The organism is Trinickia sp., assembly GCF_057351765.1.
Genome location: NZ_JBMRBK010000023.1, coordinates 1 through 18,025, shown reverse-complemented (window position 1 = coordinate 18,025; position 18,025 = coordinate 1). Strand labels below are relative to the sequence as shown.

At 62.8% G+C, this 18,025-nt stretch carries 26 protein-coding genes and 1 pseudogene; 9 read left to right on the top strand and 18 right to left on the bottom strand.

Features of this window, described 5'->3' with window-relative positions; all coding sequences use genetic code 11:
- Window positions 1-117: 117 nt before the first annotated feature.
- The 5 genes and pseudogenes from ACO1XS_RS05845 to ACO1XS_RS05825 all read right to left on the bottom strand — a co-directional run bounded on the left by ACO1XS_RS05845 (window position 118) and on the right by ACO1XS_RS05825 (window position 1,586).
- A complete protein-coding gene (locus tag ACO1XS_RS05845) occupies window positions 118-411 on the bottom strand; it encodes a type II toxin-antitoxin system RelE/ParE family toxin (RefSeq protein WP_486390210.1) in 294 nt (97 codons plus the stop codon).
- Window positions 399-671: a CopG family ribbon-helix-helix protein gene (locus tag ACO1XS_RS05840; RefSeq protein ID WP_486390219.1), complete on the bottom strand. Its 273-nt coding sequence runs from the start codon at window positions 669-671 to the stop codon at window positions 399-401. Before ACO1XS_RS05840 ends, ACO1XS_RS05845 begins: the two co-directional genes overlap by 13 nt.
- A gap of 177 nt (window positions 672-848) precedes the next feature.
- Window positions 849-944: pseudogene (locus tag ACO1XS_RS05835) on the bottom strand (hypothetical protein); the annotation flags it as partial.
- A complete protein-coding gene (locus ACO1XS_RS05830) occupies window positions 941-1,075 on the bottom strand; it encodes a hypothetical protein (RefSeq protein ID WP_486390220.1) in 135 nt (44 codons plus the stop codon). The gene ACO1XS_RS05830 and the pseudogene ACO1XS_RS05835, both read right to left, overlap by 4 nt.
- 274 nt (window positions 1,076-1,349) lie before the next feature.
- The gene (locus ACO1XS_RS05825) at window positions 1,350-1,586 is read right to left on the bottom strand and encodes a hypothetical protein (RefSeq protein ID WP_486390209.1); all 237 of its coding nucleotides are present in this window, start codon (window positions 1,584-1,586) and stop codon (window positions 1,350-1,352) included.
- Here ACO1XS_RS05825 and ACO1XS_RS05820 point away from each other — a divergent pair.
- The 4 genes from ACO1XS_RS05820 to ACO1XS_RS05805 all read left to right on the top strand — a co-directional run bounded on the left by ACO1XS_RS05820 (window position 1,576) and on the right by ACO1XS_RS05805 (window position 4,234).
- Complete coding sequence (locus tag ACO1XS_RS05820) at window positions 1,576-1,836, top strand: hypothetical protein (protein WP_486390208.1); 261 nt, start codon at window positions 1,576-1,578, stop codon at window positions 1,834-1,836. The genes ACO1XS_RS05825 and ACO1XS_RS05820 overlap by 11 nt on opposite strands.
- A 64-nt stretch (window positions 1,837-1,900) precedes the next feature.
- Window positions 1,901-2,506, top strand: a complete 606-nt coding sequence (locus ACO1XS_RS05815) for a DUF1007 family protein (protein ID WP_486390207.1) — start codon at window positions 1,901-1,903, stop codon at window positions 2,504-2,506.
- Between the two features lie 107 nt (window positions 2,507-2,613).
- Window positions 2,614-3,753 (top strand): nickel/cobalt transporter, encoded by a 1,140-nt coding sequence (locus tag ACO1XS_RS05810; RefSeq protein ID WP_486390206.1) that lies wholly within the window; start codon window positions 2,614-2,616, stop codon window positions 3,751-3,753.
- An 85-nt stretch (window positions 3,754-3,838) separates the two neighbouring features.
- Entirely contained in the window at window positions 3,839-4,234 is a 396-nt protein-coding gene (locus ACO1XS_RS05805; RefSeq protein WP_331570270.1) for a hypothetical protein, read from the top strand.
- 90 nt (window positions 4,235-4,324) lie between these two features.
- Here the strand turns inward: ACO1XS_RS05805 and ACO1XS_RS05800 are convergent, their stop codons facing one another.
- The 3 genes from ACO1XS_RS05800 to bufB all read right to left on the bottom strand — a co-directional run bounded on the left by ACO1XS_RS05800 (window position 4,325) and on the right by bufB (window position 6,538).
- Window positions 4,325-4,651, bottom strand: coding sequence for a hypothetical protein (locus ACO1XS_RS05800; protein ID WP_440560755.1), 327 nt, complete (start codon window positions 4,649-4,651; stop codon window positions 4,325-4,327).
- Between the two features lie 235 nt (window positions 4,652-4,886).
- A complete protein-coding gene (locus tag ACO1XS_RS05795) occupies window positions 4,887-5,654 on the bottom strand; it encodes an HvfC/BufC family peptide modification chaperone (RefSeq protein WP_486390205.1) in 768 nt (255 codons plus the stop codon).
- Window positions 5,651-6,538, bottom strand: coding sequence for an MNIO family bufferin maturase (gene bufB, locus ACO1XS_RS05790; RefSeq protein WP_486390204.1), 888 nt, complete (start codon window positions 6,536-6,538; stop codon window positions 5,651-5,653). The genes ACO1XS_RS05795 and bufB overlap by 4 nt, the downstream gene beginning before the upstream one ends.
- 262 nt (window positions 6,539-6,800) lie before the next feature.
- Here bufB and ACO1XS_RS05785 point away from each other — a divergent pair, with 262 nt between their 5' ends.
- Window positions 6,801-7,442, top strand: coding sequence for a DUF1109 domain-containing protein (locus ACO1XS_RS05785; RefSeq protein WP_331570278.1), 642 nt, complete (start codon window positions 6,801-6,803; stop codon window positions 7,440-7,442).
- Between the two features lie 19 nt (window positions 7,443-7,461).
- Window positions 7,462-8,007, top strand: a complete 546-nt coding sequence (locus ACO1XS_RS05780) for a sigma-70 family RNA polymerase sigma factor (RefSeq protein WP_486390203.1) — start codon at window positions 7,462-7,464, stop codon at window positions 8,005-8,007.
- Between the two features lie 14 nt (window positions 8,008-8,021).
- Here the strand turns inward: ACO1XS_RS05780 and ACO1XS_RS05775 are convergent, their stop codons facing one another.
- From ACO1XS_RS05775 to ACO1XS_RS05765, 3 genes are all read right to left on the bottom strand, one after another.
- Window positions 8,022-8,501: a DoxX family protein gene (locus tag ACO1XS_RS05775; RefSeq protein WP_440558748.1), complete on the bottom strand. Its 480-nt coding sequence runs from the start codon at window positions 8,499-8,501 to the stop codon at window positions 8,022-8,024.
- 153 nt (window positions 8,502-8,654) lie between these two features.
- Window positions 8,655-9,092, bottom strand: coding sequence for a hypothetical protein (locus ACO1XS_RS05770; protein ID WP_486390202.1), 438 nt, complete (start codon window positions 9,090-9,092; stop codon window positions 8,655-8,657).
- A 71-nt stretch (window positions 9,093-9,163) separates the two neighbouring features.
- Window positions 9,164-9,925 carry a hypothetical protein gene (locus tag ACO1XS_RS05765; RefSeq protein ID WP_486390201.1) on the bottom strand — a complete coding sequence of 254 codons (762 nt, stop codon included), beginning with the start codon at window positions 9,923-9,925 and terminating at the stop codon, window positions 9,164-9,166.
- Between the two features lie 326 nt (window positions 9,926-10,251).
- On the opposite strand from ACO1XS_RS05765, the gene ACO1XS_RS05760 reads away from it, so the two are divergent.
- Window positions 10,252-10,749: an Lrp/AsnC family transcriptional regulator gene (locus ACO1XS_RS05760; RefSeq protein ID WP_481582534.1), complete on the top strand. Its 498-nt coding sequence runs from the start codon at window positions 10,252-10,254 to the stop codon at window positions 10,747-10,749.
- Window positions 10,750-10,792: 43 nt separating this feature from the next.
- Here the strand turns inward: ACO1XS_RS05760 and ACO1XS_RS05755 are convergent, their stop codons facing one another.
- The 6 genes from ACO1XS_RS05755 to ACO1XS_RS05730 all read right to left on the bottom strand — a co-directional run bounded on the left by ACO1XS_RS05755 (window position 10,793) and on the right by ACO1XS_RS05730 (window position 15,918).
- Entirely contained in the window at window positions 10,793-11,584 is a 792-nt protein-coding gene (locus ACO1XS_RS05755) for a c-type cytochrome (protein WP_331570290.1), read from the bottom strand.
- On the bottom strand, window positions 11,581-13,206 hold the full coding sequence (locus ACO1XS_RS05750) for a cbb3-type cytochrome c oxidase subunit I (protein WP_331570292.1): 1,626 nt from the start codon (window positions 13,204-13,206) through the stop codon (window positions 11,581-11,583). Before ACO1XS_RS05750 ends, ACO1XS_RS05755 begins: the two co-directional genes overlap by 4 nt.
- A complete protein-coding gene (locus tag ACO1XS_RS05745; protein WP_486390200.1) occupies window positions 13,196-13,765 on the bottom strand; it encodes a cupredoxin domain-containing protein in 570 nt (189 codons plus the stop codon). Before ACO1XS_RS05745 ends, ACO1XS_RS05750 begins: the two co-directional genes overlap by 11 nt.
- A 9-nt stretch (window positions 13,766-13,774) precedes the next feature.
- The gene (locus tag ACO1XS_RS05740; RefSeq protein WP_331570296.1) at window positions 13,775-13,954 is read right to left on the bottom strand and encodes a cytochrome c oxidase subunit 2A; all 180 of its coding nucleotides are present in this window, start codon (window positions 13,952-13,954) and stop codon (window positions 13,775-13,777) included.
- Window positions 13,955-13,966: 12 nt separating this feature from the next.
- Window positions 13,967-15,169 (bottom strand): c-type cytochrome, encoded by a 1,203-nt coding sequence (locus ACO1XS_RS05735; protein WP_486390218.1) that lies wholly within the window; start codon window positions 15,167-15,169, stop codon window positions 13,967-13,969.
- Window positions 15,170-15,255: 86 nt separating this feature from the next.
- Window positions 15,256-15,918, bottom strand: coding sequence for a c-type cytochrome (locus tag ACO1XS_RS05730; RefSeq protein ID WP_486390217.1), 663 nt, complete (start codon window positions 15,916-15,918; stop codon window positions 15,256-15,258).
- A gap of 558 nt (window positions 15,919-16,476) precedes the next feature.
- On the opposite strand from ACO1XS_RS05730, the gene ACO1XS_RS05725 reads away from it, so the two are divergent.
- Window positions 16,477-17,259, top strand: a complete 783-nt coding sequence (locus ACO1XS_RS05725; protein WP_414720256.1) for a helix-turn-helix domain-containing protein — start codon at window positions 16,477-16,479, stop codon at window positions 17,257-17,259.
- 102 nt (window positions 17,260-17,361) lie between these two features.
- Entirely contained in the window at window positions 17,362-17,556 is a 195-nt protein-coding gene (locus ACO1XS_RS05720) for a glycine zipper 2TM domain-containing protein (RefSeq protein WP_486390199.1), read from the top strand.
- A 105-nt stretch (window positions 17,557-17,661) separates the two neighbouring features.
- On the opposite strand, the gene ACO1XS_RS05715 is transcribed toward ACO1XS_RS05720, so the two are convergent.
- The coding region (locus ACO1XS_RS05715; protein WP_486390198.1) for an elongation factor 1-alpha C-terminal domain-related protein at window positions 17,662-18,025 on the bottom strand (364 nt) is incomplete at its 5' end.

The following is an 18,025-nucleotide window of genomic DNA, read 5'->3' as shown; positions in this document are numbered from 1 at the left end:
CCTTTGCCGAAATGAGCTGATCCCAGAAGTTGGATGGTGGTTGAAACACGAGAGCTAGTGCGAGGCAGGGCTTCCCTCATCACTTACAGACCTCCCAGCGGTTGGCAACCCGCACGATCAATATCCCGCTTCCTTCTGGTGCCGAAACGCGAGCACATAAACTACATCGACTTCAGGTTCGTATCGATACAAGGCCACATAGCCAGAGTCGCCGAACGGAATGGCCAGCTCGCGCCACTCTGGGTTTTCCGGAAAAGGGCGACCAACGGCCGGCGCCGTTTCCAGCATCAAAAATCGTTGCTCAATGGCCTGAGCTGCCCGCCGAATGGCGGTTTCGCTCTTGTCGGCCAGAAAGCGCCGACAGCGCTCCAACCCTTGGCCGGCGCGGGCCGTGATAATTACGCGTGACACTCAGGCAGCCCCGTTTCATCGTCCGTGCCCCAAGTTTTCAGCCAATTGCGAACTTCTTCCCCGCTCAAATGTAGGCCGGTTTCCTGATATTCAGCCCATGATGCCGTAGCCTCTTGCTTGAAGCTTTCACGGGCTTCTTCCCGCTCCACGTACTGCTTGATCGCTTCACGCATGATCCAGTGTGGCGAACGATCGCGCAGATTGGCCAAGTGCTGCACGCGCCCCTTCAGCTCGTCGTCGATTTTGAGTGACGTTGCCATACGCCAGCCCTCCATTATCAATGAGTGATACCTAGCGATACTATAGACCCGCTCTCCTTCATTGTCCACGCGAGCCATCACGACAATCGACGGGGCGGCCGCTTCGGCGGACCGTCGGTAGGCCTTGCTGCCTTTACTTGGAACGATCCCCACTTCTCCGCGCTGAGCTGTAAGGCGGCTTGGCCACGCAGCGACGTGCACCTGGGCATTCTGCGCATACATCGCGTACCTGGACAGCGGCTGCAAATGCTCCCAGCAGCAGAACGCGCCTATCCTTGCAACGTTGCGACGAATCGCGCAATAATCTGCGCCACGTCGACCGGTGCCTCCAGCGGGGACAGGTGTCCGATCACAACAGTCGGCGCGTCGATCGATGCCACCGCCGCAGTGATGTCTTCGCGCATAGCTTCTGCTGATCGCACTGTTTCCGGTGCGCGCGGTCATCGTGCTCACGCAGATCGCACTCGCACTTGTCGCGACCGTCAACGGGCCCTGTCTTGCCGCATTGAGCCGCGGTGTGGTCGGCCCCGGTTCATGCCGGGGCGCGTCAGCGGCAATGAAGTCTTCAACCGTGGCGGCAACTTCATCGGCGCGATACTGGCCGGCACGCTCGGCCAGCACTTCGGTACGCTCTGGCTTTTTTACATCGTCTGCGCATTTGCATTCGCCAGTGCGCTCTCAGTCGCGTTGATACGGTCCGGCGACATCGATCACGAGCACGCGCGAGGCGGCGACCCAATCGACGACGGCCAAGCCAAAACCGCGCCTCTCCCGCTTCGACAAATACTGCAGCGGCGCGATCTGCTGATCTTCCTCATTACCGTGGTGCTCTTTCACTTCGGCAATGCAGCCATGCTGCCGCTTGCGGGACAGATGATCGCCGTGGACGCGCCCGGGACCGACGTTGCGCTTCAATCTCGCGCAGGGTGCGATGTCGCTCGCCGTCGGTACGGGCGCCGCGTTGAGCAATCTGATAGGGGGCTTCGTCGCAGATCGCTTCGGGTTTGCGACCGCATTCGTGGCGCTGTCGATGGCGGCGACCGCCGCATTCGTCGTATTCGCGCTTTTCATGCCGCAGATTCGGCCTTCGGGAGAATCCGACGATGCGCGAATCGGGCTGCGTGCGTTGCACGTCGGCAAATCCGTTACCGGCGCCGCTGAATGATCGGCATACATCGATCGGATGTGATAATGAGCGCCACTTTCCACCGCCGCGCAATGCCCACCCAATGCCCTGCCGCACTCGCCTTGCCCTCGCGCTGTCGCGAATCTCGTTGGTTTGCCTGTTATTGCCGGCAAACATCGCACTGGCGCATCCGCACGTCTGGATAAAGTACGCGGCGATCGTCAAAACGGACGGTACCTCGATCGTCGCGATCGAGGAGCATTGGCGCTTTACGGAAGGCTTTCCGGTGCAGCTCGTCGGCGTCGACCAGTTGCCGGCGAACGGGCCGCTCGATGCGGCTCAAACGAAGCGTTTCCACGATCAAGCCTTTGTATCGCTCGCGCACAGTGCCTACTTCACGCATGTTTTCGTCGACGGCGACCCGAAAACCGTCGGCGAGCCGACCGGATTCAAGGTATCCGTGGAAGGCGGCAAGATCGTCTATTCGTTTCGGCTACCGCTTGTTTCACCGGTCGACGTGAGGGGCAAGAAAGTAGTCCTCGGCATCTGGGACCCCTCGTACTACGTCGATTACGAACCCGAGGCGGACTCGCCCGTATCGTTCGGGCCTGGTTCGCCGCACAACTGCTCGACTCGATCGTTCGTCGACAAGATGCACCCGATTTTCAACGGCTTCGTCTTGCCGAGCGCGAGTGAAATCACATGTTAGCCGCCGCACGCCTATCCTCTCGTCGCGCGTATGCCGGCTTGGCGAGCGCAGGCTCGTACGCACGGCGATATATCCTCCGCGCCCCAAACAGGTTATCGGTGGTCTGTATGTTGGTCGCGCTCGCGCTGTTCAGCGCTTGCATCGGCGCGCAGGCTCAAGCGCTCGACGTATTCGGCCAACCGGCAGATTCCGCTGCAACGGCAGCCTCGGCACCACCGAGCGCCGCCGCGCCACCGTCATGGTGGATCCGCAATATGCCAAGCGCGGTGCGCTCGGCCATCGGCAACTGGCTGCATGTCCAGGCGGACTTCAACGCCCGCATTGAAAGCTTCCTGGCGCAGTGGCCGCATGGCGCATCGTGGGCTGCGTGGGCGACTTTGGTGATCGTGTCGTTCGGCTACGGCTCGCTGCATGCGCTCGGACCGGGTCACGGTAAGCTCGTCGTCACTACCTATCTGGGCTCTCGCCGGGCCCGCGTTGGCGATGCTGTCCTGTTGAGCACATGGACAGCGACCGTTCAGGCACTGACGGCGATCGGCCTCGTGCTGGGCGCCGCAGGCTTTGCCCACGCCGGGCTCACGCGTGTCATGCCGCACGCGGCATCCATGGAGATCGTCAGCTATGCACTGCTCTGCGCGACGAGCGCATGGGCGATCAGATCGAGCCGCGCGCGCGATCGATGCTGCGACGAACCGCCGGCTGTGCGGTTCCCCCGTGGCGATGAAACCGGGGCACGTCGCACGGTTTCAACCGCCGTCGATGCTGCACGCCCCGACGACGCAACAACACAAGGCGTCTATTTGCGCAGCCCCCTGGCAAGCCTATCGGGCATGCCGCGCGGCAATACATCGCCTCGATTTCAAATGGCAATCGACGTACCGGCTATCCACAACGACGCATCGCGCTCGCGGCTCAAGCAGATCTTCATGCTCGGGCTGGCCTCCGGCGCGCGCCCGTGCGTCGGCGCGATTTTCGCGCTCGTCACATCGATGGCGGTTCACGCCACCGCTGCAGGCATCGCCGCCACCTTCGCGATGGCGGCCGGCGTAGCGACCACCGTCGCACTGATCGGTCTAGGCAGCATCGGGGCGAACAGGGCGCTTGCGCGCGTTGCATTGCGCTACCGCTTTCGCACGACACGCGCCCGTCGTGCGCTCGCCATCGGTGCAATCGGCGCAATCTTGGTATTCTCCGCGTTGCAGCTCGCGCTGTTGTTCAGCGGGGCCGCCACGGCGTCTCTCTATTGATCGGCACCGACCCTTCAGCACGCCCCGTGTGGCCTATTGCGGGCCTTTCTCCCCTCCCGTTCCAATCGATGCGAGGTCAGCTAACATGAAACGCACTGTTGTCGCTGCACGGTTCGTGGTGAGTCTCTCGGGGCTCGCCCTTATCGTCCTTGGCTTCCTGTTTTGGTCGGGCCGCGCACTGTCCCTCGTCCCGCTGCACATGCTGCTTGGCGCGCTGTTGGTTCTATCGCTTTGGGTGCTGGTCGCGTTGGCGCTGCTCGCACGGGTACGTCTCGGCTTCGTACTGTTCGCGCTTGCCTGGAGCCTGATCGTGCCGGTGCTCGGCGTCGCGCAGTTGCAGCTGTTGCCGGGTTCGCTTCACTGGGTGGTCCAATTGGCTCACTTTGCCGTCGGCTTCATTGCAATGGGACTCGGGCATGCTCTCGCCAGAGCGATTGTCCAAGGAGCCGCAGTGGTCCGCGCGGCTCCGGAGCAGGCATGAAGCGTTGCACGGCCGTGCCGTTTCGCGGCTAACGATTCATGCAGGGCAATTCGTACTGCGACGAAACCTCGCAGTACGAACCGATGCGCATCAGTGCAGCTGATGCTTGAAATCGGACAATTCGTTATGCAGCGTATCGACGCACTGCTTCACTTTCGCGTCGAGTCCGCCGGCGCTCTTGCACGCGCGCTCCGCGCGATCGCTGATGCTCTCCATCTGATCGATGCATTCACGCATCTGATCCTGGTCCTGAGAAGCCATGACGGACTGCGCCTTCTGGCATTCGCTGTCGAGCTGCTCGACACATTTTTTCAGATCTTGCGGGACCGATTGGCTGCTCCCGCAGGTGCGCGATGCTTCGCCGATGGTTTGTTGTAGATGACTGAAGCGTTTCTGGATCTCGCTCGTTTGCAACATGATGGGACTCCTTCGTTGACCTTCATTCCAGATGAGCCCGGGCAGCGGTGTGACGTCGCGGCCCTTGCCGTCATTCGCCCGCTGAGTCGGTTCGGCTGCGGCGCCCGATTCGTCGGAGCCGTCACCCCGGCCGGCAAACGGCACTCCCCAGTGTAGGCGATGAGCGCATGCGCGCAACGCGCATCGTCGGGCCTTCGGTCTGCGGCTCAGGGAGCCATCGCAGCTCAATGCGCGTTCATCGCCGTTCCGTTATGACAGCACTAAACGTACCCGCAGCCAACAATTCGCCGACGACATCGCCGAGCGCTGCCTTGGGCTGCGCATCGAGCGCCCGCGCCGCCGCCGCATCGAACGGCTGGCCCACGGCACACGCATCGAGAAACGCATAGCCCGCCACGCTAAGCGGTTGCCACGTGACTTCGCCGAAGGCACGGAGCAGCAACGCCCGCTCGCCTTGCCACACGAGATCGTCCGGAACGTCCCACCCTTCTCGGTTCGCGCGCCAGATCGTGAATGCCGGCATCGTATCGAACGCGATCCAGCGGGCGGTAGCATGCGGGCGCAATATCGCTTGCCCGAGCACCTCGGCCGATAACGTCGCCACCGCGCCGGCATCGATCGGTACCTCATCAGGCGCTGTATGCGCTTGCACCCAAAGCGCATCGAGGCGGGCCACTTCCGCAAGATATGGCATTCCGCGCGCCGGCTCAAAATCTTCGAGGAAAGCGGCGAAATCCGCACCGTAGTGGACAAGACGCGCGTCGGCTGGCGCATGTTCACCGACGTAGCTCGCCGCAGCCGAGCGAAACCACGCCTCGCCGACGAGCCGCGCCACAGCCGGAAAATTGGCTTGCAACGCATCGACGCAGCCCTTGAACACCGTATTGCGATATACCGAGAAGCCGCGCTGTTCGTGAAGACGTGCCACGCGTTCGTCGCCGGGTTGGGCACCGAAAAGCGCATCGGCGAATGCGTCCTGGAAGCGCTCGAGCGAACCGTTCATGCGCCCACCTCGTTCTCGGTCCGGCTGCCGTCGCGACCGTATCGGGCCGCACCATCGAGCAACGCCTGTGCGACGCCGCGCTCGCCGCAGAGCACGTCGAACGCCGGGATGTTGTCGTCGCGCTCGATCAACGTCGGTCGCGGGCCCACTCGCTCGATGACATGCCTATAGAGTGCCCAGACGGCATCGTCAATCGCGGCGTCATGCGAATCGATGACGAGCGCCGGTGAGGTGCCGGCATCGAGCGAATGACCGGCGAGATGGATCTCCATGATGCGATCGGCCGGCACTGCGTCGATATATGCGTGCGCGTCGACGCCCACGTTGCGCGCACTGACGTAGACATTATTGACATCGAGAAGCAGGCCGCAGCCGGTGCGCTGGCACAGTTCGCGCAAGAAATCGGTTTCGCTCCAGTCATGCCCCTCGATCGTCAAATAATGAGCGGGGTTTTCGATGGCGATCGGGCGGCCGAGAACTTCTTGGGTACGTTCAATGTTCGCGGTGATGCGCGCAAGCGCCTCGTGGGTGCGCGGAAACGGCAGCAGATCCGGAAGATAATGCCCGCGCCAGGCCGACCACGCGAGATGCTCGGAAACCAGCGCCGGCTGCACGCGTTGTGCGAGCGTTTTCAGGCGTAGGAGATGGGTTTCGTCTGGCGGTGCGGCGGCCGCCAGCGAAAGCGCTACGCCGTGCAGAGATATCGGGTGGTGTGCGCGAATCGTCTCGAGCCACGCCAGGCGCGGGCCGCCGTCGACCATGTAATTCTCGGGGTGCACTTCGAACCAGAGCCCTCGCATACGTGCGCTCCGGGCGTCCTCGTAGTGCGCCGGCTTGAGGCCCAGGCCAGCCCCGAGCAGTATCGGCTGCGGCTGCGTGCTCATAGCCCTGCCGTTCATTGGTACACCGAAACGATCGTTCGGATACTTCCGCCCATGTCGCTCGCCTGCATGATGTAAGCCTTCATCGATATGAAAATAAAAACGGACGAAAACCATCGCGCCCGCGACTGCTTCTTAGTTCGCGCGATACGGGCCGACGGTTACACAAACCGCACACTTTCGAACGATAATCGCGATTTCGCCCCGCGCTGTAACCGCAACGGCGCGCGCAGCGAACTATATTCATGAACCGAGGTATATGGACATGGAAACCGATTTACTGGTCTCGTTGCTAGCAAAAGGCGTCACACCGGTCGATCGGCACGTGGTGGCCCGGCGCTTCGGCTGGGCGCTGCTTGCAGCCGCGCTCGGCGCGACGCTGCTGGTCGTGACCGTCTATGGCGTCCGGCCCGACATTGGCACCGTGTCGGCCACGCCGATTTTCTGGGCCAAGGTCGCGCTGCCCGTCGCGCTCGCCGCCGGCGCGCTCGGCGTCACGATCCGGCTCGCACGCCCGGGCGCGCGCGTCGGTCTGGCGTGGGCCGGGATCGGCGTGCCCGTCGCCGCCGTCTGGCTGGCGGGGCTCATCGTCGTGCTGCTGGCACCGGCAGGTGCGCGCGTCGCGCTGGTGATGGGCGAAACTTGGCGCTCCTGCCCTTTCAATATCGCGTTCTTGTCGATTCCAGGGTTCGTGGCCTCATTTGCGGCCGTACGTGGGCTTGCGCCGACTAACCTGCGCCTCGCCGGCGCGGCCACGGGGCTGCTGGCCGGTGCCACGGCCACTATCGCCTACTGCCTGCATTGCCCGGAGATGAGCGTCGCGTTCTGGGCGCTCTGGTATGTCCTCGGCATGCTCGTGCCGACCGTGGCCGGGGCACTGCTGGGCCCCAAATGGCTGCACTGGTGAATTCGCCGACGGATACGACGTGCAATCGGTAGAGACTCGCCTTAGAGCCCTGCTCATCGATGCAATGGCCGGGGACTCGCTCGCTTATCAGACGTTTCTGAGCGAGCTGACGCGCCATCTTCGCGGCTTCCTGCGCAGACGCATTCCGCAATTGAGCGACGACGTCGAAGATCTCGTGCAGGAAATCCTGCTCGCGGTCCATAACGGACGCCACACCTATCGGGCGGACGAACCGCTCACGGCGTGGGTGCACGCCATTGCACGCTACAAGTTGATGGATTTTTTTCGCGCGCGGGCGCGGCGCGAGTCGCTGCACGATCCCATCGACGATTACATCGATATCTTCGCCGTGTGCGACGACGAGCCCGCCTCGGCCCGCCGAGATCTCGGCAAGCTGCTGCAGCAACTCCCCGACAAGCAGCGCCTGCCGATTCAGCATGTGAAGCTCGAGGGACTTTCCGTCGCCGAAACGGCGCAACTGACGGGGTTGTCCGAATCGGCGGTCAAGGTGGGCGTGCACCGGGGCTTGAAAGCGCTCGCGGCCAAGCTTCGCACGACCGCGTAGGGGCGCAAGACTCGTTACTTGATACCGAGCCACCGGTCGAGCGAAACGGAGCCCGCGCCGCGTGCAACCAGGTAAAGCAGCAGTCCTGCCCATGAAAGATGCGTAGGCCACGCATCGGGATAGACGAACACTTCGATGACGGTCGTCATACCAAGGAGTGCCAACGCCGCGCCACGCGTGAAGAGCCCAAGCACGAGCAGCAACGGAAACAGATGCTCGGAATAGGCGGCGATGTGCGCGGCAATTTCCGGGGGAATCAACGGAATCTTGTATTCGTCGCGGAACAGTTGGTAGGTGCCGGGCGTCAGCGTCAGCAATCCGACGACCTTGGTGCGCCCCGAAAGAAAGAAAATCGCTGCAATCGCCGCGCGGCACACGAGCGCCAGCAATGAATGGCTGATGCTTCGCGAAGCCAGATCGGCGAGTTGGTTCCATCGTCCGCGCAGGCCCGTTACGGCAGGGGACGCCGCGGCCCCGGAATGAGCAGTTTGCATGTCGGTCTCCATCGAGAAGATGCACGGGGCCGACGCATCGCGCGAGAGGCGTCGGCCGATCAAGGAAGCTGTGCATTAATTCGCGATGTCCGCATACGCGGTTACAGCACGCGTCGTTTTATTTTCGACGGCATGCTGCGGCACGACGAGAACTCAGTCCTTCGCGGGGCGGCCGGTTTTCACCGTTTCGACGGTCGAGACCGCTGCGACGAGACGTTTGCTCGACAATGCGTCGAGCAGGATCAGCCCGGCGCGCAGCAACTCGCTCTTCTTGACCGCGACGCCGGCATCGAGGCACTTCTGCTTGAGCGACGCAATGCGCTCGTAGTCCGATTTGGGCATCGTGAAACTGTCGCGCACCACCTTCTCTTTCTTCTGGCGCTTGGTTTTTTCGGGCGCAGGCACGGCTGCGGCTGTCTTCCCGGTTCTGCCCTTTTTCCCCGCCTTGACGGAAACATGCACCGGCTCAGTAGCTGCTTCATTCACTTGAATGGACTGAGCATCGGTGTGCGTTCTGGCGTGCCCGTTCGCGTGTTTCGGCACGCGCGCCGTCCTGCCCGTAGCGCGCTTCGGCGTGGTTGCATCAGTCATCGTGGTCTCCCGGTCCGTAAACGATACAAACAGTATATACCGTTTCAGAGAACCGACCGCCACGCATACGATCAGACGTGCTGCAACGTTATGACGGCTTTGCCACCGAGCTGCTCGATCACCCGCAGCAGGTACGCTCTGTCATGACTGTCGTGCCACAGGCGGTCCGCATGGCTGCGCAGTTCCGTCAGCGGCGCCCACCTGTTTTCCATGCTTTCCGTCCGGGCGATCACATCAATCACTTTATCGACAGCTGCGTCGTGGGCCAAAGGCGGCAATCGATAAAGCAGCGCGGTAAGCGTTGCGAGCCGCGCGGCCCGTTCGGGGGTGTCTTCCGACGCCATCACCGCGGCATACATGTGCTTGAAGACTTGCTCGCATTCGTCCGGAAACCATTCGTCGTACACAAGTGTCTGCGCTGAAACGTTCAAATTCGGATCGCGGCAAACCAAGTGGAGCGCGCGATCGAGCAACTCACCCCGCGGCGTATCCTGAAACGACGCAATCGCTCGAAAGACGGCGTGGGCGAGATCGTCGTTCATCGCGGCGCGCCCGGTCTCGCATTTATCAAGAATGCTTCCGATCTCGAGGTAACGCACCGTCTCGTTCTCGAAGTCCACGAGCGCCGCAGCCAGTTCGACGAGGTCGGGGCCGGGGGTGTTGGGAAAGCGCGCGCCGCGATTGTCCACGGGTGCACGCCCAACGCCGGCGTCTTCATGGGGTGAGCGAGCCGAATCCGTGGAGCCCTTGTTCGCTGAAGGAAGCGGCGCGAGGCGGGTGAACAACGAACGGGCCAATGGCTGCGGCAACACTTTGCGCAGCCCGTTCTCCAATCGTCGAAGCCCGCCCAACGTCGAAGGCAGCGAGTTCGCTGCGGGCTCGGTCGCAATCCGCGCATGCCTCGGTCCGGGTCGATCGGCGCTATCGCCAACGCCGTGAGCCGATGTACGTCTGAATAACGAAATAGTCATCGCTTGCCCCTCTCTCGAATACGAAGCCCAATTTAATACGGCAAGGGGACGAGCTCCTTTGACGAGGCGAAGCACTGTGACGGACACCGAAGCCCTTCGCTGTCCGTATCGATAGTTCGTGGCGGCATTGCCTTCGCGTCATACGCGTACTACGCCTATACTTGAAAAACTTTTTCAGCGGATTGGCTATGGACAGAATAGACGCGCAAATAATTACGCTATTGCAGGAAGATGCTTCGCTCGGCCTGAACGAAATCGCAAGCGCCGTCAATCTGTCGCCGACGCCCTGCTGGCGGCGCATCCAGCGGCTGCGCGAGGAAGGCGTGATTCGCAAGCAGGTGGTGCTCTGCGATCCGGCGAAGCTCAATCTGGGGCTCACCGCTTTCGTCATGATTCGCGCGAGCCAACACAACGATGCCTGGACCGCACGGTTTCTGAAGGGCGTCGCGACGGTGCCGGAGATCGTCGAGATCTATCGCATGTCGGGCGAGGTCGACTATCTTCTGAAGGTGGTCGTGCCGGACATCGCGGGGTACGACAGTGTGTACAAACGGCTGATCAAAGTCGCCGAGCTGCTCGATGTGAGCGCCAGCTTCGCCATGGAAGTCGTCAAGCAGACCACCGCCTTGCCGCTCGATCACGCGGTAATGAGCGGCAAGGCTCGCGCGAGCGCTCGCACGGAATGAAGATCATCGTTGCGCCGCGCCTGCAAACGCGCCGCAACGATAGCTACGGCCGCTGGCTCGCGTAGTACTGCGCCGCAGCCTCGATCTCACCTGCCGTCATCTGTCGAGCGACATTGCGCATCTGTTCGCTCGTATCGTTATGGCGATCGCCCGACGCGAACGCCTGCAATTGCGCGCGAATATAGACGGCGGGCTCGCCCTCGAGCCACGGTGCGCCCAGCTTGCGATCCGCTGCGCTGTGGCACGACGCGCACGGCGCAATGTTGCGCATCGGCGAGCCGACCGCAACGATATCGGGCACCGGCTGCGATGCGGGGTGATAGCCGGCTGGACGCGGCAAGCCCGCGTAGTAGGCCGCCAGGTCGCGCATGTCCTCATCGTTCAGCGTCGCGACCATCGGCGTCATGACGGCATTGGTGCGCGCACCGCTTTGAAAATCGCGCAACTGCTTGTAGATGACCAACGCATATTGGCCGGCCAGATTGGGCGAGTTCGCCTGGCTCAGCCCCTGCGGACCGTGGCACATCGTGCACCGCAACGAAAGCGTGGCGCCACGGCCGATCGAAAGCGCATCGACATTGCCGAGCGTGGACGGTGTCAACACCACATCGCTCGTCTTCACGCGCGAGGTGAGCGGCGTCGAGATCAGCCACTTTTGCGGCACGCCCGCCGCGCTGCAGATCGCATTCCAGATGCCCGCGAACTGCGCATCGGTTTGGACCGAAGGCAGCCAGACGAAGCCGATGAGCGCCGCCACGGCCGCGATCCCAACCGTCGATCCGACGCTCAGTGCGAACCATCGGTTGCGCAGCGAGAAAAGCCGTTCCGTCGTCATCGCTGGCCCCCCATCCAGACCGCGGGCACCGCGGTCTCCTTGAGCACGAGCAGTTGCGCGATCGGGTAACCGTAGTTGACCACCGTCAGCCCGATCATCAGCGCAAGCCATAACCCGAAGCTGTTGAGCGCGACGGGAAGCGTCTTGGGCGGATGCACGGCCGTCGCGAATTCGAACTGCGCGGGCGTCACCGCGGCACCGCGATGCCCGCGCACCAACACCATGAAAAACAGGACCGCGGATGCGACCAGGATCAACGCGCCGACGGTCGACATCGTGACGGTGATCGCCTCGGGCGCCAGGGCCGGATTGCTGAAATCGAAGTACGCCATGCGTCGCGGCATGCCGAGAATGCCGGCGTAGTGCCACGGAAACGTCGTCACGATCATTCCGATGAACCATAGCCAGAGCTGCCACTTCATCAGCGTGACACTCGATAGCGCACGCCCCGTCAATTGCGGCCACAGCTCGTAGGCGATGGCGAAATACATGATGACGATGGCGCCGCCGAAGATCAGATGGAAGTGGCCCGTGATCCACTGCGTGTTGTGAATGGTCGAATCGAGCTGGTAGCTCATGTTGATGAGCCCGCCCGCGCCGCCGAAACCCAGCATGACGAACGAAAACGCCACGGCGAGCATCATCGGTTCGTGCCACGGCAGCACGCGCAGCCAACCGAATGCGCCGCGGCCCCCGCGCAGCCGCCCGGCGATTTCCACCGATGCGCAGATCGTGAAAACGGTCAGCAGTGTCGGCACCGAAACGAGCGCCGTGAAGACCGACTGCAGGAACTTGAAGCCCGAGCCCACCTGCGGGTCGGCGAAAAGGTGATGGATGCCGATCGGCATCGCCACGACGAGAAACAGAATGAACGAAATGCGCGCCATGCCATCGCTGTACAGGCGCCCTCCGACGGCGCGCGGCACGAGCGTGTAGTAGGCGATGTAAGCGGGCATCAGCCAGAAATAAACGATCGCATGCAGTGTCCACGAGAAAAACACGCGGGCAAGCCCGGAATCGATCGTCGACTTGAGCCCGAACGCGACAGGCAGGATCTGAAACAGGATTTCGAGCGCGGCGCCGACAGCAGTCCAGCCCCACAGATACGATCCCGCCACGTTAGCGAACATCGGCAACGGCACGGGCTTGCCCGGGTTCGCGCGTTTCCAGACGTGCAGATTGATCGACATGAGCGCAACCCATATCCACGACCCGACGACGACGAGCACGACGCCCAGGTAATAGAAAGGACTGCCGATCATCGGCGGATAGAACGTGTAGAGCACCGAGGCGCTGCCGAGCGCGACGGTCACCATCGCCATGAGCGAGCCGACCACGACGAGCCACCAGCCCGCCCATGCCCAGCGTTTGCCGCGCAGCGTCTGGCCCAGCGAAAGCTCGGTGATGGCATAGCCGAAACCCATCGCGATCAGCGTCGGGAAGACGTAGCCCATGACGGAGCCGTGTGCCGTGACCGAGCGGTAGTAGAGCTCGGGTTGGCGAAGCCATGCATGCAGCGGGGAACGCACGTACATCTGCCACGCGCCGAGCAGCAGCGCCACGCCGAAGGTCGCGAACGCGAACCAGAAGTGCGCAAGCACGAGACGTCGGTTATTTAACACAGCTGAGTCTCCGGTCAGTTGCCGCGAGCTTGTCGAATTCGGCGCGATCGATCGCCTTCACATTGGCCCACATCCCTTCGTGACCTGTGCCGCAGTACTCGTGGCATGGCATCAGATGCTCGGCCGGCTTGGCGAACTTCGTCTTGAAGGTCGATACGTAACCGGGCTCGACCATGGAATTGATATTGGTATCGGTGACGAGAAAGCCATGCACGACATCGGCGCTCGTCACGCGAAACGTCACCGGCGTCCCGGCCGGAACGAGAATGCACTGCGGCGTGAACGAGTATTGCTGCGCGACGACGCGCACCGTCACCGAGCCATCGGCTTCGCGCGCCGTGCCGAGATTGCTCTCGATGAATTCGCCCGTCACGTGCAGCGTCGTCGGGTCGATGGTCTCGACGCGGGACGGCGGCATCATGGCCCAATGCAAGCCCGTATAGACGACCATGGCGACGAGCACCACGATGAGGCCGACCGCAACGATCGCCCAGTTGCGCTCGATGCGCTCTACGACGTCCGCGCCGTCCGAGTGGCCGGGGTGGGGAGTGTTCGACATGTCGTTCGATCAGTAAATGACGCCGCGAGGTAGAAAGACGAGGAAGTAGAACGCGAACCACAACGCGATGACGATGGCCGTGGCGATGCCTGCAACGGCGAGGGCGCCGCTCGGCCCGGAGCGGACGATTTCCTCGACCTGCCGGTCATCGCCGGGCTCGACCGGCGCGCGCACTTCGTTGGTATTCATGGCGTCCTCCAATCAATACAAGGCAGCGGAGCGCAGTGCGTTCGCTTCCTTCGCCGAGACAGGCGCGCCGCGGTTGCCCCAGGCGGTCCGGATATACGTGACGACAGCAGCCACTTCATCGTCGGTCAGCGATTGCGCGAAAGGCGGCATGCCGTACGGCATCGGGTTGCGGGCCGTGCCGGGGGCGTATCCCCCGTTGAGCACCATGCGGATCGGATTGACGGCCGATGTCATTTGAATCGACTGGTTATTCGCAAGCGGCGGGAAGTCGGGCAGCTTGCCCTCGCCGGACTTGCCATGACAACTGGCGCACTGCGCCTGATAGATCTTGCCGCCGAGCGTGAACAGCAGTCCCCGTTCTTCGCGCGATACGTTCCCGTTCGAACCGCTGGTCGCTCCGCCGTGTTGCGGCAACGACTTCAGGTAGACCGCCATCGCACGCACGTCGTCGTCGGACAGGTATTGCAAGCTGTCGTAGACGACTTCCGCCATCGGTCCATAAACGGCCCCGCGGCGGGAAACGCCCTTTTGCAGCAGATCGGCGATGTCGGAGATGCTCCAATCGCCGAGACCGGCCTCCTTGTTCGACGTGAGCGATGGCGCGTACCAGTCCTGCATCGGAATCAGACCGCCTTCGAACGCCGTCGATTCGGAGCTGCCTCCGAGCGCGTTGATGGCGGTGTGGCACATCGAGCAGTGGCCGAGCCCGTCGACCAGATAGGCGCCGCGATTCCATTCGACCGAGCGGGTCGGGTCGGGCTGGTATTCGCCCTCGTGGAAATAAAGCGTGCGCCAACCGATCAGAAGTTGCCGGTTGTTGTACGGAAAGCGCAGCTCATGCGGCCGATTGGGTTGCCGCACGGGCGGCACGGACTTCAGATAAGCGAAGATCGCGTCACTGTCGGCCCGCGTGACTTTCGTGTAGGCACCGAACGGCATCGCGGGATAGAGCAGCGCGCCGTCGCGCGAGCGGCCGGTGTGCATCATCGAGTAGAACTCGTCGGCGCTCCATTGCCCGATGCCGGTTTCGTTATCGGGTGTGATGTTCGGCGAATAGAGGGTACCGAACGGTGTCGGCATGGGCCGGCCACCGGAGAAAAGCTTGTCGCCCGGTTTCGTATGGCACGCGATGCAGTCGCCGGCGCGCGCAAGATATTCGCCGCGCTTGACCGTATCGGCAGCCGTGGGGCTCGGGCCTTGAGCGAACGCGACCATGCACGAGGCAGCGAGCACGAAAGGTGCGCAGAGGCTCGTCAGCCTGTGTCGAAGGAAGAGGAAAAATGCGGACACCGGATACTCCGTCATTGCGGTTCGCTGCCGCAGGCGAGCGGCAATTTCAGGCTTCCCCTGGCGACGGGCGCCGGATTGGCCGGTCCGGGCGATGCCGCGAGCCACGCGGCAACCGCCGTGATGTCATCGTTCGAAAGACGCGATGCGACGGTATGCATGCAATCGGGCGCGATCGATTTGCGCGTGCCGTAGCGCCAGGCGCCGAGTTGAGCGCTCACGTACTCGGCGTGCAATCCCAGCAGTCCCGGAATGCCGGGCTCCCTGCCGGTCAGCGCGGCACCGTGACACGCGGCGCAGGCGGGAATGTCGTTCGCCGGATCGCCGCTTTTCACGAGCTGCGCGCCGCGCGCGAGCAGCGCAGCCGGGATGGCCGGTGTCAAAGGCGGCGGATAGGGGGGACGCTGAGCGGCGAAGTAATCCGCAATCTTGCGCAGATACGCATCGGGCAGATAGGCGAGCAGGTAGTTCATCGGCGGGTATTGCCGCTGCCCATCGCGAAACGCGATCAACTGGTTGTAGAGGTAGCCGGCCGGCTTGCCCGCCAATCGCGGGAAGTAATCGTTATTGGTGCCTTCGCCGTGCCCACCGTGACAAGCGGCACAGCCTAATACGCGCGCCTGCATGGTATCCGGCGCGCGCTCGCCAACATGATCCTCAGCGCGGGCCATGCTCATCCAGACAAGGCACGACAAGGCGACAGCGACAGTTTTTCTTAGCATCAGTCATCGTCTCCGGCGACGGATCGATAGGCGACTCGGTGTACGCGAAGGCACGCACACAGTGCGAACCGGAACGGCAATGCGACTTTGTGTGGCTGTGCCGATGATTCTAGTCAATGACACGCAATGATGGAAATGCTGCGATATCGTCCGACCGAGCTTCACCGCGCGCCCCGGAGCGGGGCGCACGGTACGTTCCCACGAGCGCGCGAGGCGGTGTCCCGCGTGACGATGCTCGCCCGGCTCCGCAACGATATCGCGGCCCAACCATTGCGGCCCCGAAACTGCCCCATTAAACCAATATCGCTACGGCCAGCCCTTGATCCATGTCATGGACAGTGCCGATTTGCCGCAGGCCACCCTCGCCGCCGCGCGCCGTCAGGCCTGAGCCGCAACGGCCTGTCGCGGCCGATGCCAATGCAAACGCGCAGTGCGACGGTTGGCCGCGGCCGATCGAGTGACAACGGCCCGCCAAACAGCGAAGCTTGCGTCAAATGCATTGAGGAGAACGAAATGTTAGTCGCTCGCGAGCGTGCTTCCGAACGGTACGGATACGAGGTCCCGCATTCCTCGACGACGGCCAGGCCGCTGCCGGCCGAATCGTGCAAGAGTTGCGCAATGCGGCAGTTTTGCGCAATGAACCCTGACGATCTGGCGTGCACCCGGGAAATGGACGATCTCGTGCTCGCCTATCGCCAGATCAAGAAGGGCGAGGCACTTTATCGCGTGGGCGATACGTTCAAGAACGTCTATGCGGTGCGCACAGGCTCCTTCAAGAAGGTAACCCTGCTCCCCGACGGTCGCGAACAGGTCACCGGCTTTTATCTTGCCGGCGAGCCGCTGGGACTCGACGGCATCTCGAACGGGCAATGCGCGAGCGACGCGATCGCGCTCGAAGACAGCAGCGTATGCGTGATGCCATTTCAGCTGCTTGAATTGCTTAGCCGCGAAGTGAAGGCGGTGCAGCATCATGTCTATCGCATGCTCTCCGCGGAGCTCGTACGCGAGAGTGGCCTTATGCTGCTGCTGGGTACGATGACGGCCGACGAGCGTGTCGCGAGCTTTCTGCTGGATCTGTCAGGGCGGTTACAAGCGCGCGCCTATTCACCGACGCAATTCGTATTGCGCATGACGCGCGAGGAACTGGGCAGCTTTCTCGGTATCAAGCTCGAGACCGTGAGCCGATCGCTCTCGCGCTTTCAGAAGGACGGGTTGATCGAGGTCAACGGCAAGGATATTCGGATTCTCGATCTGCGCAGATTGAGTGAGGCGCAGCAGGGGCGGTGTCCGGCTTAGGCTTCAGGGAAGCACGGCGGGCGGCGAACTCAGCCTGCCCCGCCCGCGGTGGCACGCGCCTTGCTGGATAGGCGGTATGACTAGCGATGCGGAGGTTGCATCATGATTCAGTTCGTACGATTCAAGCGCGCTCGAATAGGTGCCCTCGTCGCCGCGCTGTCGCTGCTCGGTGGGTGCACGCTCGGCGGTGCGGCGGCGGGCGGCTACGCCGGCAACAAGCTCACACATGGCAGCACCGTCGGTACAGTGGGCGGTGCGGTTGCAGGCGGCATCGTCGGCTATGAACTGGGCAAATAAATTCATGCAATGAAAAAGCGAGGGCGCGCCCTCGCTTTTTTTGCAGATTAACGAGCGCAAACAGCGGACGCAAAAACTACCGTCGGCAGCGCACTTCCGCCCCGCTCATGCTTCGAAGCCTCGAATCATGCCGGCGGCCACCGTATGATGCGTGGCCTCGTCGATGAGCACGAACGCGCCCGTCGTCGGCTGCTCGTCATACGCGTCGCACACCACCGGCTTTTGCAGCGTCAGCGACACGCGCCCGATGTCGTTCATCGTCAGCGCATGCCGCTCGCTCGTGTGCGCGAGCGTATGCACGTCGAGGACCTCCTTGACCGCCCCCACACGCGCGAACACCGTGTTCGTCGTCTGCTTGAGCAGATACTTGCGCTGCGTCGATAGCGGCTCCTCGTCGAACCAGCACAAGTCCGCCTCCAGCTTCTTCGCCGGCTGCGGCGCACGCTGCGCCGCCACGAACGTGTCGCCG